Here is a 13,699-nt window from a genome sequence, read left to right on the forward strand (position 1 = left end):
CGGCGGCTTTACCAGGGGCAAAGGAGGGGGTGTTTAGAAGAGATCGATTACGCTGTCTGCGCAGCGTCTCGCATCGTTGCTCATTTGACGATTGCTACTAATATCACCAAACTCACCCATTGAGGCAACCGCAAATTCTTCAACAATTTCTACCAACGCTTCTCGTGGTGGTTGGTTTTTGTGGAATGAAGCAAGTGTACGCAGTTGGCTCATATCAAATTCGTCATCAGCCAGTCCTCCCTTCATATTGCTCATCAAGATTCTCATGTAGAAAGTAAAATTGATCGCATCAATGTTCTCACCCATTGCGTCAGCGAGATGCAACAGATTGGCCAGCATGTTTCTGGAGCTGGTTGAATTGTCTAGTGAAAGAAATGCTTTGACACCCTCGCTCATCGTGTAGGTAATCATCCTCGGATCTATTTGACGGTCAGCTAGCTCTAATCGAAGGTAAGCGATGCTGTAGATCATTAACTCCATTGTGGCCACATCGTTCATCAGCCCGATGACATGGTTTCGATCAATGTATTCCTTTCTCAATCGCAAAACTGAATTAGTCAGAAAAACCTGGACTTCCCTTCGCAGTGCGGCGGATTTGGTGGATTTATTATCACTTAGCACGTCGCCAATGAAGTTAAATACAGCACTGACATGTTTATTAGCCTGAATCGAATTAATCAAATCGTCCTTCGGCCAGCGGCGGAATCGAGATTTAGTTTTAGGCTCTTCGACCGAAGCATCTTCTTCTGCTGGTTCAACTACGACAGTCTCAACCATCTCAAGTGCTGGTTCCAGAAAAGGTTCGGCCGATGCGGGTAAACTGGTCTGAGCTTGGATCTGTGTAGTAGGTGGATTGATCGGTTGAACTGTGTAGGGCTGCGCCGAGGTAAGAGGTGCCTCACTTATAGACGATGCAACTGGAGTAGCAGAAGGCTTCGGCGTAGGAATGTTCTTGTTTTTAAGCAGATACTTTTCGATCCTTTCAAACAGATATACCAGCTTAGCGCCTGACGCTTGGGTTAGCTTAATCACCTGCTGTTCGTTAATGTAAAGTGTTGAGTTCATCAGCCCTTTCTTGACGAAAAGAGATGAAACCTTCGGCAGGGAATAGTGGAAAGGATCACAGAAATTATCTTTGCCGCAGATTTCGTTCTCAGTGATGATGACGCCTACCTTTGCGTTACCAAATACCGTTTCATCAATGAGAATTTGAATGTCGTCATAACTAGTGGTTGGGCAATACGAAGCGATAGCGTTGTAGGCTTTGTCGCGAGGGATGTGTGGTTTCCTGTGAATTTTTTCCACACGTCCCAGCTCGCCAATGAAATCCAGCATCGACATATCTATAATTCCCTTTAGCCTTTAGCCTTTAGCCTTTAGTTGTGCGTGCGGGCGCTTTGCCATCGACACGGGTAGCCACATGCTACTACGAGCAATTAATCGATCCAAGCAGGTGCAAGCGCGAGGATGGCCTACGAGCGCGGTATCGGTGACATAGGGGCAGTCAGAATTTCGTTCATGATCGTTTTCCGCCGATATTGCCTCTAACTGAATGGTTCAACGCGGCAGTGCCGTTGACGAGCAGCCAGTCACTTGGGGATATATCAGGCAAACCAACGTTGATTTATGCTTCGGCTCAAAGCCGTGATCAATCATGCAGCGTTGAGCTTTAGCTGTGTCTCCAATACTTGCAACGTCCAAATTTGATCCTAGCGGTTTGGCATAGCCGCATGCGTACATCACCGGCAGGGCTTCACTATCATTGGCTATCTGGACTGAGAAATGCGGTGATGCTCCCGCCTTCCGCCAAGTGACTTGCATGCGTTCATCCCGGCCTGAATTTGGCTTGATCGGGTGAAATGCCTCATCTTCGACAAACGGCAAGGCTTCGAGCTGGGACAAGCTGAGAGGATGGCCCTGCCTCTCTTCAACGCAGGCGGGCATATTCTTCATAATGTCACAGTATTCAAAACCGTCTTTTCGGATGAAACCATGACGTTTCATACATTGGAATTGCAGCACCTGTTCGTTGATTGGCAAATGCGTCATCGAAGTGCCTACCGGGTCGCCACATTCTGTCATTGCGGCTTTGACACCCTCAACAGATGTAGAAGGGCGTTTCCACTGTGTAAATTCGGGTGACGGCGGGCAGCCGGTCAGCAAAATGACCGTCGCGATTAAGGCCGGAAAAGTAATGATTTGAGCTTTGCGAAACATGTTAATCCTTTATGTGCGTCAGGCTCCCCAACAACTGCCTAGATCCTTGGGAACCTCCATTGATGATGATCATGACAGAAACCGAAAGGGCCTGGGAGAGCAGGGTAGGATGAATAGACCATCACGCCTTCCCCGGTTTACTAGGTGATCGTATAGGGGATCTAGGCTTACCAGATGCTGAAGAACCTGGCTGATCCGGCTTTTCCTGCTCTGTGACCGCTTGAGCTGAATGCGTGGCAAGGGCTGGCTTCTGATCTTGCGCAGCAATTGCCGGCACATGTACTGGTGGTTTTGCCGGTGGTGCGTCCTCCAGGGTTATCCCAGCTCGTATAAGGATGCTGTCCAGCTCGTGGGCCGTTAGCTGCTCATCCTTGCGTAGATCGTCAATGACACGCTTCTTCACTGCCCTTGGCAGATGGTTCAGGTGCTGGACGTATGTGAAGTCTTGGAGGGCTATCCCCTTGTGTATGCCATAGAGGAAGCCATATAGCTTCGGTCGGGCATCAACCTCACGATCCATTCTGTTGTTCGTCTGGATGAACACCTTCTTCGATTTGCCTGTTGGGTCAGTAGCTCTTATGGCTACCGCGTCTTTGATTCTCTGACGGTTAGATATCACGGGCTTCTTGTACTCTTTGTCCATCATTGCATCTGCTTCTCTGACAAGCTCTGGAGAAGGCGTGTAGTCCAGAAGCGTTGTCCCGCAGATACGTGATGCAAGGTAGAGATTCGCTTGCGTCCTCGGGTTCGGCTCCCCTGTGCAGCGGATCTTGGTGTGGCCTTTGGCAACGTGGATACTCATAGTGATGAGAGCTGAATTCAGGTCAGTCTGGTAAGTCTCTACGGCATTCCCAACGATTGTGCATACGTCTCTTTGGTTGAATTTCGACACAACGGTGTTCCCCACGATCATCTGCTTGGTGATGGATGGGCCGTATCTACTGTTCTCGTTGAACCTTGTGATGAAGTCCTGGAGGGTTTCAGTGTTGTCTATGAACCTGAATTTGATCTTCTTCTTCCTGCCATCTGCGATGGTGATAGAGCCGTTCACCGTGGCTTCTGTGACCTGCTTTTGAATGTTCTGTTTCTTGACCATTTGGTAAAGACTGTTGATTGATTCGACCTCATCCATGTCGATTTTCAGCTTGTTATCAATGATGACGCCGGATTTTTTGGCAGAGATTTTGAAGTCGAATTCGTCCAGGTAGATGGACCAGCCGCTGACTTTACGTTCGCCACTTTTGTTTTTGATGATGTTTGGCACCAGCCGTGCGCCCAGCTCCTGGTACAGTTTTTTGTTCAGCTCTTCAAACCCATTGCTCATGTCGGAAGCGTTGACCAACGCCACTGCTTTGGAAACAATTAGGGAAACGTCTGTTTTTGTCTGATTAGCCTTGTATTTGTATGCTGCATGCAACTCAAGCACACCCTTCGTTTGATGGGGGAGGGTGTCTATAGAAAGGAAGTCATCGCTATAATCCTTGTGTTTGATCTTGATGTGCTGTTTTCCATTAAGGTAATCATCCACAACCTCAAAACCACTTTCTCGTAGCGCGAGTGTGAATTGTGGATAAGAGAAGTTCTGCCCAATGAATTTTGAGGTGATTGACTCAATTCTATTTACTAGCTCAACGTCTTTTCCAAAGACTTCGCCTGTATTTGGATTTGTTGATACATCAATAGTTTTAGCTCGGTCTTCATGCTCCATCTGTAAAAGGAAAGGATATTTTTCTTCGAGACGGAATTTTACGTCTCTCATTTTCTTGATTATACCGCTGTGTTTTTTGCCACGGAAAAAGCTAGGTCTATACCCATCCAGTCTACGAGTAGACATTAGGACGTGTACGTGTGGATTCCCGTCTTTAAGGTGAGGAACAATCATGTATTTGAATGCAATATCCGTTTTGGAATTAGACAGCTCAAGTAAAGTTTCTTTGGCGGAATTGATAAGGAATTTTGCTTTTTCTTCGTCAGTTTTTAGTGTCGCTAGCTCGTTGTCTGTACAAGAAACGATGAACGAAAAAGCATCAGATGCTTTCGATGAAGAATTTCTGCCTTGCTTAGAATGCTGTATGAATTCTTGTGCACAAGAATTTGCGAATTCTAATGTATAATTTCTTTCATCAATATCGTTTTTAAAAAGGCCAAGCTTCTTCATTTTTTGCGGTGAATCTAACTGTAAATCCAAATTCGTTTCTGAATATTGGACTCCTACGTGTGTGTCTATTCCTTCGTCATTGATTTTTGGAAGGTACAAATAAGCAACCGCACCTTTAATCCTGACCTTCCCTCTGATTTCAGGGTCAGAGGATTCAACGTATTCTATCTTTGCGTTGGATGTAATGCTGGCAAATTTAAGCTTAAGTGGTACGGCAATTATCATTTTTCTTCTCGTATTCTGATCGTTTTATTGTTCCTATATTTCATGTGTAAAAGCTCCAACGCTTTTGATGCTTCAAGCATTGTGCGAACCAGCAGTTCTTTGTAGTCCTTACCGATTTTCACCAGCTCATTCACGTCTCTGACGCGTCGATTCAGAAGGTCGTAAATGAGCTTTCTTTCGACGAAGAAGGGGTGCTTTGAGCTAACCCCAATCTTGAATATCTTGGCTTCTTCGATTGCCCTCACAATCTGAGTAAATGGATCGTCATCGTGTTTAAAAAACCAGTATGGTTCGTCCTCAAGCAGCGCAGATAGGCGCGTTTCGCTCTCCCTATAAAGCTCGGCGCTGCGTAAGAATTTGCGTTTGGCTACGGCCTCTACACCAGTGGTTTGTTCAACGTATTCCACGTGGACATACGTGAATTTTTCACTGAGCAGGTTCACCTTGACGTGATGCTTCAGAAGCATCGTAAGCACGTTGGGGAGCTTGACCGTCTTGCCTTGCTTAGATGTGTACTGTTGCCCTGCACAGAGGTTGAAAAGCTGCTGGATGTTGCTCTGATTTCTGTTGAACGTGTCCTTCAGTCCGGCAAGGCTCTTCTGGTCTTTCAGAGGAATGTAAATGTCTCTATCGCTGTGGAGGTGAGTCAAGAAAAGGCTCACGCCTTTTCTGTATTTGGCAATCATCTCGATCTCATTCACGACCTCTGGAAGGCGTGTGTAACCACACGCAAAGACTAGTTTCTGTAGGTCTGACTTGAAGCGTTCTGAACACCTGAACTGGAGATACCTTTTCATGGGTCAACCCTCACTGATGGGGGCTGTTATTCGTTGTGTGCTGCGGCTGGAGTTTTGTCCTGAAGGCTTCTCTTAACTTGGCAGTGTCCTTGATTGAAGTCAGGGCCTTCATTTCTTCGACAAACTCTAGTGCTTCTATTACTGAGATCGAATATTCAATAGCGCTTATTTCTGACGTGATTTTTCCTCGGGCTTCTGTTTTTAATTTCTTTATAGACTCGTTTCTTTCAAGCAATTTGGTTTTGTTGTCATAGGATTTTTCAGCCCTGGCTTTTGCTTCGTCAGTGGAAGATTTCTTCAGTAGGGTTTCACCGAATTTGTCTCGGCTTGCGCGAATGGTACTAGCCTGATCTTCAAGTTTTTTTATTTCCGAAGCTAGCGTTGTGAACTCGTTTTGTTTTTCGATAATGTCGTATTTTAGTTCAGAAATGGTTTTTGTGATTGTCATTTTTTATGTTGTTTGTTTGTATCTATTATAGCATTTTTAATTTCGCAAATTGTTCTGTTGGATTTCATTTGTAGATTGTAAATAAAAACAACACTTGCAATTATCCCGGCGATGATTTTGTCAAAGTGATTGACTGCGGCAATACTTAAAAGAATAGTTAACAATACGAATGTGATTTGCAGTTTCAAAAGGTCGAGTAAATCATAGTTGTAGGTTAGGGCTCTTTGCTTAACCGGGTTCATAAGGTAAAGATATTTGTAGTCCAAGATGGCATTGTCTATTTCGAGTTTTGAAGCGTTTAACCTTGCGAGATTCATGGCTGAAGGTGTGTATTCTTCGGATTTTTCTTTTACTGATTTAAAAAGAGCTTTGCGTAGTTTATGGGGCTGCGTTCTCTCTATTTCTTTAAGCACGTCACGAATGTTGTCCTCTACAGAGTTTCTGTATGTTATTAAGATTCTGTAGGATTCTTTGGAGCGTAATTTTTTGCCAAGCTTTATAAGTCGAAAATAGTTTTTTAGGTGTGTGGTTATCATGGTGAATAGAGATTGTTGTACTTTAGATTATAGCATTTCAATAGCGCACTTTATTCTATTTATGCCTTTTAACATGCTTTCACTTTTTATTGATTTATGTCTGATTTTTGTCATCACTGATTTAATGAAAGCCTTATAGAATGCGGTATCCAAACAAACGGAGTGCGCTAGATTGTTTTAATTGACTTGTCAATTAACAACCTGACCTTGCCTGCTCTAAAAAATGCTTATAAATAGCTTTATTGAATATCCAATACTTACCCAATGGTGCATAGTTTTTGATGGAATCCCCCGCTTTCGTGGTCATCCGAAGGGGGTAGGGGAGTGAGTGAGACATCCGACCGCTGCGCAGCCGGAATCGGCTCGCCAAGCTGATGTGTTGGCCGTAGCTGGATCGGCTGTGTCTGGATGGTTCGTGTACGTCATACAGAAGCGGTAAGAGCTTTCAGTCTATTCCATTCGATAGACAGGATGGCTTGATGCTGGTGTGTCCTTGGATCGGCTGTTGGGTAACGTGAGTGGTTTTGCTCCAGGCGATGGTAGTGCTGTCTGTATGCCATCATTTTAGGTAAACTCACATCCTCAATTTATCTGAAAACAAGGACCGTTAATGAACGCATCAACCTACCAGTTTAAGAAAAAAAATTGGCTCTCTGTACGGTTAAAAAAAGCTAAAAAATGCTATTCAGATAAAGTAAACGTTTCAATCTATCCTTTCATATTAACTATTCTTATCGCTTTATTATCCTGTTGGTTTGGAGGGGGGAAGTTTGTCGGTGCTAATGTCACTGTGGAGAATTTATATTTTGGCGTTGTTGTTAGCGCAGTTTGTGTCGCTACTGCTACTGTGATTAGAGTTTTTCGAAACGGATTGTTACGCAGGTTTACTGTTAGGGTTTTATTGTTTTTTTCTAATATTGCGACTGATATTGCTTACGGTGCTTTAGGGTTTTATATCGGAAGGGAGTTGTTTTGGACACCTATAAATCCAGAGGCTTGGTGGTGGTTAAGTGGTGCGATTGCTTACTGGATTGCCATAAATATTCTTTATTTTTTTGCATTGAAAGAAAGCGAGTCTTTCAAGCGAAATGGGATTTTGGCTTTGATTACAGTTGGCTGTGCCATATCAACGTGGTTCTTACTTGACTATCTTATGAGGGTACCAGGAAATGGTAGCTAAAATTTGGAAAGGTCTTTTGGCATACCCACTAATTTCCGCGGTCATAGGTGTTGGTTTTTTATTCATTTTGACAATCTTCATTACCTATGGAGTTAGTCTCGGTCCACGCTCACATGACCATACGGCATGGGCCAGTTTCGGCTCGATGCTTGCAGGGGTTTTCACACTGTTTGGTACACTGGCAACCCTAGCCACACTGTTGTTCCTGAATGCCCAATTTAAGGAGCAGCAGAAGGTCACGGGCAAGCAAATTGAAGCACTTACGTTTGAGCAGTACGTGAATCACCGCAAGCTATTTTTCGAGCGCCTAAACGAGATTGAAGAGAGCCTAGGTAATAAAATAAAATTTAAAGACCAAGATAAGCTGTACCACAATATTTTTCCTCATAACTCGCCTTTAGAATGCTCGTTCAGGGTTCAGATCGTGAGTGGTCAATTGGCAAAGGTCGGTGACTTATCGGATATGTTTTCAAGCTATGAAATGTTGAAATACATGCTTGAAAAAAATGAGTGGTTTCATGTTGAAGCTGACAACCTGGTAAAGCATTTGATCATGATGCCTAACTCTTTAAGCTTCCTTAATATTGATGTTGAATATGATGGCGACATGGAGCTTGAAGGATTCAACTTCGGCATTAATATCTACTCCATAAACGAGTATGTTAATCGTGTTACGACTATCCTGAATGCTTTCCTTGCGTTCACAGGTAATGCGACAGTTCCTAGCATTGATCACAAGGCTGAAAGTTCTCAGTTACGCAAAGCCCTGATGCAGAATTTTGAAGGACGCTTTGCTGCAAAGCATGGCCTTGTTCCAATCAAAAAAATTAAGATGATTGATGAGCTGGCTAGGCTTCATTTCTGGATTGACCAAGCCAAGGATACAGCCGGTCAGCGAATGTTCTTAGAAACTTGGCAAAAGCTTATTACGACATTTAGTTCAAAACTACGAGTTAATGAGTTGAAAGATACGCGTGCTTATAAAGAGATGATTGCAGAGTTCTTTAAGGAGCTGCACGCTGTTCAAAAAAGATATGTGCGTAACTCATATGAGTTCAAGGTTGTGGATGATTACCATTCTAAACTCATATTGATACGAGATGGACTGCAGGACTAATGTGTCAAATGATTTCTAAATGTCTGGTTTTGAATTTTGGAATGGTATAATTTGAGCATGAACAAATTTTACTATAAATGATAAATCAACCAACCGATTCTGAAATCAAAAGTCTACTGCACGTAAAAAGGAATCTCCTTGAGGGTGTCGGCATGAACCTTGTCCGCATCCTACCCATTGCCGTTATGGGTGGCTTCGTGATCAAAACGATAATTGCTTTTTTCCTCAAAGAACCCTTCAGTACAAGCTTCGCCTTCTATCTATTCTCCTTGGTATTTTTAATGAGCTTACTAGGCGTTTTCTCCCTAGCAATGCTAAGAGCCAAATGCGCCAAAAAGGATGATGGCTATGAAGGCGGGTTTACTCCTGCTCTCGCGTTTTCAGGCAAGATACTATCAAGCAATATTCTTGCACCCGGCCAGTACGTGGCACAGCACAAAGCAATCATCAAAGACGGCGCTGTGTGCTTCCTGATGCCCTCTGTGATGCTCGCCATAGCCTTCGCACTCCACGTACCTGTAGTGGTGAGTCTCATCGTCCTGGGTGCCGCTGTAGGCTTGTGGTCTGCCCAGCTCAATATGATCCAAGCTGACGCCTATAATGAAGTGAGTATCTTAAAATAATAAGAATTATGTAAATATATACTGCGGCGCCGTATACCTGGCGCCGGATTATATTTGGGGGGAAGAATAGACATAAATGAGTAAGCGCCACCGCTAATCTTTGAGTCTATTAATTATCCCTCTTAGGATCTTATTAAGTACTTCGGGTGGAACAGTGTCATATTTGAACTGCTTCAAGACAAATAAATACGCCATGCTCAAAACTGATTCATCGTGAGGGGCGACGTCATAGGCCCATTCCCTGCAATACTTAACCACTTGATAAAGTGGTGAATCCTTTGCGTAGATATTTAGGTCAAGCCAACTTTCACCTGATGATTCAAGCAGGGTAGCTAATCCGTTCGCTCTGGCATCAGGATGGAATATTAAACTAAGCTCAAGGGTTATTGGGTCAAGGCAAGTGTAGCCAGTACCCACGTCGCCAAAGTCGATAAGTACCGGAGTGTTATCTCCATTGACTAGTATGTTTCCTCCATGTAAATCACCATGAATGCAAGCTTCTGAGATTTCAACGGTCCTCTCTTCCAAATCTATAAGTATTTGAAGAGAGTGAGTAGTAATGATATTTTGAAAGTTTTCATCACTCAAGATCCGCCTGCGAATGTCTTTTATTTTCACCGGTTTGACATTTCTCGAGTCTGACCAGCGTGCTAAAGCAGTGCGTATCCGTCCAAGTACATCAAGGGCTGCAGCAGGGTTGGTTAAGGCTAACTGAAAAAAAGTATCGGTATGTTCATCTGCCAAGACATAAAAAATAGCAGAAAAGCCACGAAGTCCCTGATCGTTATAACTCATTACTGGCGCAAAGGTTCCCAGTCGCAGATGTTTTACCTCTGCTTCATATGCAGCGATCTCCTTCTTGACATGCCTCGCAAGACCTAATTTGCCGACACATTCACATCTAACACGGCCTGCTTGATCCATCACACTGATCTTCAGTACTATTGCATCTGATAAACCGCCTAACTTCTTTAACTTACAAAAGCTGCCACCGTTTGCTCTTGTAAATACTTTAATGGCCCTTTTTTGTTCTTGCGTAAGATCGATTGCGTTGGCACCGATATTTATGCGAATAGCGTCAGTGAGAGCTATGCGCGATGCGATATCCCTAATTTCTGCGATTAGTTGATTGCCGTCCTCTTTTAGGTAATAGGCTACAGTTGGCACCAATGTACCGTCACCCCATAAGTCTATACTTTGACCTTTCCTAGCGAGCCCTCTAAGAAATGCATCTGGGTCGGACCCTGTTAAAATATAGACCGGTGTGCCTGGCGTTAAACTACCTGCGCTATAAAAAACTTGATGCCCATGCTCAACTTCTAAATCGAAAGAACCATCGGTAGTAGGAATTTCGAGATCAAGAATTACCAGGTCAAAAAAGACCTCATTCAGAAATGAGAGCGCACTATCACGGCTTTCAGCTAGAAAAACTTCAATATTTCCTTCTATTCTCGAAATCTGCTCTATAAGCGTCTCGGCATACGATTTATTATCTTCAACCAGTAGTAGTTTCATTATCTTTGTACCATCTAAGTTCAAACTTTGCGCCGCCCTCAAGGCTGTTAGAAAGTGATAATTCACCTTCCATAGCTTTCATTGCACTGGACGCAGTGGCGAGACCATATCCCGTATGGAGATTTCTATCTTTATTCGAAACTCCAATCTTCATCGCGTCAACAGGGTTACCTTTAAAGCCTGAACCTGAATCAATAATGGCGAAAAAAACCTCATCTCCCGCACGACCCCATGTTAGCAACACTTCGGGCGGGTTCTTTCTGCTATAGCTAAGAACTGCTTCATTAGCATTTCTCAATCCGTTGATGATTGCCAAATACATAGAGCCTCGATCTGCAGTAACCAAAAACGGTCGCAGCCCTCCGTCAAGCAGTTTTATCTCTTCGAAGATTTTCGGATTCTCTTCTACGATCTGATCAATCAGCTCACCCAAATCAAATGCGCTGTAATTTGGTGAAGCAGATGCCTGTTTTAACTCTCTAACTGCTCTGAGAATTTCTTTTAAGCGCGACATCAGTCTAAACGTCTGAGACTCTGAGAAATGCTCAAACTCAGACTGCGCCTTCATGTTGATTTCGCCGATAATCGTACTAAACTCATGAAGGATAGTCCCTGTGACTTCTTCAGTAGCTCGCGCCATTATGGATCGAATGAGCTTAATATTTACTTCGCCTTCAGCCGAATCATCAACATTTGCGGGTCGTATGACTGAAACATCAGCCCGCTCAAGTGCAAGCAGTAGGGCTTTTTTAATCCAGCTAACTCCTTCTTGCGCGAGCGCATCCCGCAATAAATCAGTGCTAACCTCAGTAGGGTTTTGGGAAAAGTACCGAGCTGCTTGTAGGCGTTCTTTAACAGTACCTGCAATCAAAACTATTTTGGCTTCTTCAGCATTCATTTTTAACTGTGCCCTGCGTAGAAGCGCGCACGGGTAGCAAATGCCTGCGCGCCTCCTTCCATGACATTTGTAATCGCTTCTACAGCCTCAAGATCGTCGAGAGGCTTACACATTTGAACATATCCATTACGCCCATCTGATGTCATTTCTATTATCAAATCAGCTTGTCCAAGTACTGGAATGTTTGCGTTGTGCGTTGAAAGGATTACTTGTCCATAACCTTTTCTATTGACTAGCGCTTTGATTACTGTATTCGCAATGAACGAGTTATCTAGATGATCTTCAGGTTGATCAATGATCAGCATGCGTTCACGGTGTTGTAGTACGATTGATAATATTACAGTGCATCTCTGTCCTGCAGATAATGCAGCTACGTCCTTGTAGTCTAATCCATCAAGAAGTGTTAGTTTTATGTTGTCTTCTACTTCGCTTGTAACAATATCTGATATTCCCGTTTCCGCGAGAACACCTAATAGCCTGGCACAGCGTTCTTTCGGGATACTGGTAATCTGGGATAGTGTTTCAAAATCATAATATTCAACAAAATCCATAAGCTCTTGGGGGCTTACTTTTTCTGAAATATTTAAAGCGAGTTCATTATATTTCATACCACTGCCGCGCAGTGCGTTCGCAATTGCACGAGTGTACTCAGTGAATTGCGCGGAACCTTCAAGTTCTACTTTAACCCAAGGTGTCAGAGCTTCGTTTAAGTCTTCCACGATTTTTTTACGTTCAGTAGATCGGTTTGCTCGCAACTCTAACAGTTCTTCTAGCTTTGAATCGCGACGAGTTCTTAAGGCTGCTAACCTAGCCTTTCTTTCGTTTATAAGCTTTTGTCGAGATTGAATTTGCGCAGCATTGGCTCTCAGTAGTGTAATTTGTCGAGCCAAAGCTCCAGCACCTGCTGTGTTATGGTCAAGCTCACCTCTTATTGCACGCGACTCTTTTTCTAATTCGATTTTAGACTTATGCACTTCATCTAGTTTGTTTTTAGCTGCCTCTTTCATTTGCATGAATGAACCTAAAGCATCATCTAATTGCATTATTGTCTGTGAGTATTTAATGCGCAGCTCAGACAACGGATCATCTTCCGGTGAGCCATCCCATTCTTCAGGTCCGAAATCTTCGAATACTTGGCTCTCCAATTTTTGGAACCAATTTTCAACGGTGGTGCTAAATCTTTGCAAAACCTCATCTTTTACGCTCAACTCTGAGAGTTTCGACGAAACCACTCCGAACTTTAGCTGTTTGATTGAAATTTCATCTGACTCGCCTAGGAATTTTTTTTGTTCCAGTTCCAGTTGACTGATTTTATCTTGAAGTATTTGAAACTCTTCAATACCTTCGCCTAGGCTAATTATTTCCTTTTCTAGAGCTTCTAGTTCTTTGTAAAAAGATCGTATGTTGTTCGCGGTTTCTGCTAGCGCACCTTTGATCGAAGTTCTGTTGGAAAGGAAGCCGTCGATTAATGAGAGCCTACCAGATTCACTCAAACCAACAGTCTCAATCTCAGTCTGAGACAATATGATAGGTGAGGTGAAAGTTGAAGAGGCTCTAAATTTATCTTCATCCGCGCTTCTGCTTACGCTTATATTTTCTATAAGATCATTCAGTGTTACACAGATTTCGCCGCCATCCAGTACTGCGCGAGCATGATCTAAAGAGCGGCTCTTAGACTCGCTTGTCATATTTCTGACGTCTAAAGCGTAACGGATCAATTCAATGATTGACGTTTTGCCTGTGCCACGAGCGCCGATTAGAACATTCAACCCAGCCGATAAGGTCAAATCAACCCCATTTAAAAAACCGCCTTCTATTTGAATTCTTTCTATGTTCACTTCGACCCCCTGCTGCAGCACAATATTGCCGATTTTTTTCTAGCATTGGCTATAGTAGCTTTAGCTGCAGGTATAAGCAACTTTGCTAGCTCTCTTCCTCTAAAGTGCGCACTAGCTTCGTTTCCGTATGTTTACAAATGGTATAAT

The 13,699-nt window shown here is 43.4% G+C and carries 12 protein-coding genes; 3 read left to right on the top strand and 9 right to left on the bottom strand.

Going from position 1 to position 13,699, the window contains the following annotated elements:
- Positions 1 to 33: 33 nt before the first annotated feature.
- The 6 genes from ACIOU6_RS02235 to ACIOU6_RS02260 all read right to left on the bottom strand — a co-directional run bounded on the left by ACIOU6_RS02235 (position 34) and on the right by ACIOU6_RS02260 (position 6,258).
- Positions 34 to 1,341 carry a hypothetical protein gene (locus ACIOU6_RS02235; RefSeq protein ID WP_401133429.1) on the bottom strand — a complete coding sequence of 436 codons (1,308 nt, stop codon included), beginning with the start codon at positions 1,339 to 1,341 and terminating at the stop codon, positions 34 to 36.
- A gap of 216 nt (positions 1,342 to 1,557) precedes the next feature.
- Entirely contained in the window at positions 1,558 to 2,217 is a 660-nt protein-coding gene (locus tag ACIOU6_RS02240; protein WP_401133432.1) for a hypothetical protein, read from the bottom strand.
- Between the two features lie 121 nt (positions 2,218 to 2,338).
- Complete coding sequence (locus ACIOU6_RS02245; protein ID WP_401133434.1) at positions 2,339 to 4,600, bottom strand: hypothetical protein; 2,262 nt, start codon at positions 4,598 to 4,600, stop codon at positions 2,339 to 2,341.
- Positions 4,597 to 5,286: a hypothetical protein gene (locus ACIOU6_RS02250; protein ID WP_401133437.1), complete on the bottom strand. Its 690-nt coding sequence runs from the start codon at positions 5,284 to 5,286 to the stop codon at positions 4,597 to 4,599. The genes ACIOU6_RS02245 and ACIOU6_RS02250 overlap by 4 nt, the downstream gene beginning before the upstream one ends.
- A gap of 121 nt (positions 5,287 to 5,407) precedes the next feature.
- Positions 5,408 to 5,845 (bottom strand): hypothetical protein, encoded by a 438-nt coding sequence (locus ACIOU6_RS02255; RefSeq protein ID WP_401133440.1) that lies wholly within the window; start codon positions 5,843 to 5,845, stop codon positions 5,408 to 5,410.
- The gene (locus ACIOU6_RS02260; RefSeq protein ID WP_401133443.1) at positions 5,842 to 6,258 is read right to left on the bottom strand and encodes a hypothetical protein; all 417 of its coding nucleotides are present in this window, start codon (positions 6,256 to 6,258) and stop codon (positions 5,842 to 5,844) included. The genes ACIOU6_RS02255 and ACIOU6_RS02260 overlap by 4 nt, the downstream gene beginning before the upstream one ends.
- A 733-nt stretch (positions 6,259 to 6,991) precedes the next feature.
- Between ACIOU6_RS02260 and ACIOU6_RS02265 the strand changes: the two genes are divergently transcribed.
- The 3 genes from ACIOU6_RS02265 (at position 6,992) to ACIOU6_RS02275 (ending at position 9,301) form a co-directional block, all read left to right on the top strand.
- Positions 6,992 to 7,561 carry a hypothetical protein gene (locus ACIOU6_RS02265; protein ID WP_401133446.1) on the top strand — a complete coding sequence of 190 codons (570 nt, stop codon included), beginning with the start codon at positions 6,992 to 6,994 and terminating at the stop codon, positions 7,559 to 7,561.
- Positions 7,551 to 8,678, top strand: a complete 1,128-nt coding sequence (locus tag ACIOU6_RS02270; protein ID WP_401133449.1) for a hypothetical protein — start codon at positions 7,551 to 7,553, stop codon at positions 8,676 to 8,678. Before ACIOU6_RS02265 ends, ACIOU6_RS02270 begins: the two co-directional genes overlap by 11 nt.
- A 152-nt stretch (positions 8,679 to 8,830) precedes the next feature.
- A complete protein-coding gene (locus tag ACIOU6_RS02275; protein ID WP_401133452.1) occupies positions 8,831 to 9,301 on the top strand; it encodes a hypothetical protein in 471 nt (156 codons plus the stop codon).
- 93 nt (positions 9,302 to 9,394) lie between these two features.
- Here the strand turns inward: ACIOU6_RS02275 and ACIOU6_RS02280 are convergent, their stop codons facing one another.
- The 3 genes from ACIOU6_RS02280 to ACIOU6_RS02290 are packed head-to-tail and all read right to left on the bottom strand — an operon-like array spanning position 9,395 to position 13,552.
- Positions 9,395 to 10,816 (bottom strand): phosphotransferase, encoded by a 1,422-nt coding sequence (locus ACIOU6_RS02280; protein WP_401133455.1) that lies wholly within the window; start codon positions 10,814 to 10,816, stop codon positions 9,395 to 9,397.
- Positions 10,797 to 11,714, bottom strand: coding sequence for an ATP-binding protein (locus ACIOU6_RS02285; RefSeq protein ID WP_401133458.1), 918 nt, complete (start codon positions 11,712 to 11,714; stop codon positions 10,797 to 10,799). Before ACIOU6_RS02285 ends, ACIOU6_RS02280 begins: the two co-directional genes overlap by 20 nt.
- Positions 11,715 to 11,716: 2 nt before the next feature.
- Positions 11,717 to 13,552, bottom strand: coding sequence for a hypothetical protein (locus tag ACIOU6_RS02290; protein ID WP_401133461.1), 1,836 nt, complete (start codon positions 13,550 to 13,552; stop codon positions 11,717 to 11,719).
- Positions 13,553 to 13,699 lie beyond the last annotated feature (147 nt).

It is taken from the genome of Pseudomonas sp. NPDC087615 (genome assembly GCF_044743445.1).
Taxonomy (GTDB): domain Bacteria; phylum Pseudomonadota; class Gammaproteobacteria; order Pseudomonadales; family Pseudomonadaceae; genus Aquipseudomonas; species Aquipseudomonas baetica_A.

Excerpts from the sequence above, each read along its gene's own strand:
- ACIOU6_RS02270 (WP_401133449.1), top strand. The coding sequence starts at position 7,551 with ATGGTAGCTAAAATTTGGAAAGGTCTTTTGGCATACCCACTAATTTCC.
- ACIOU6_RS02240 (WP_401133432.1), bottom strand. The coding sequence starts at position 2,217 with ATGTTTCGCAAAGCTCAAATCATTACTTTTCCGGCCTTAATCGCGACG.
- ACIOU6_RS02250 (WP_401133437.1), bottom strand. The coding sequence starts at position 5,286 with ATGATTGCCAAATACAGAAAAGGCGTGAGCCTTTTCTTGACTCACCTC.
- ACIOU6_RS02285 (WP_401133458.1), bottom strand. The coding sequence starts at position 11,714 with ATGAATGCTGAAGAAGCCAAAATAGTTTTGATTGCAGGTACTGTTAAA.
- ACIOU6_RS02275 (WP_401133452.1), top strand. The coding sequence starts at position 8,831 with ATGAACCTTGTCCGCATCCTACCCATTGCCGTTATGGGTGGCTTCGTG.
- ACIOU6_RS02245 (WP_401133434.1), bottom strand. The coding sequence starts at position 4,600 with ATGATAATTGCCGTACCACTTAAGCTTAAATTTGCCAGCATTACATCC.
- ACIOU6_RS02255 (WP_401133440.1), bottom strand. The coding sequence starts at position 5,845 with ATGACAATCACAAAAACCATTTCTGAACTAAAATACGACATTATCGAA.
- ACIOU6_RS02235 (WP_401133429.1), bottom strand. The coding sequence starts at position 1,341 with ATGTCGATGCTGGATTTCATTGGCGAGCTGGGACGTGTGGAAAAAATT.
- ACIOU6_RS02265 (WP_401133446.1), top strand. The coding sequence starts at position 6,992 with ATGAACGCATCAACCTACCAGTTTAAGAAAAAAAATTGGCTCTCTGTA.
- ACIOU6_RS02280 (WP_401133455.1), bottom strand. The coding sequence starts at position 10,816 with ATGAAACTACTACTGGTTGAAGATAATAAATCGTATGCCGAGACGCTT.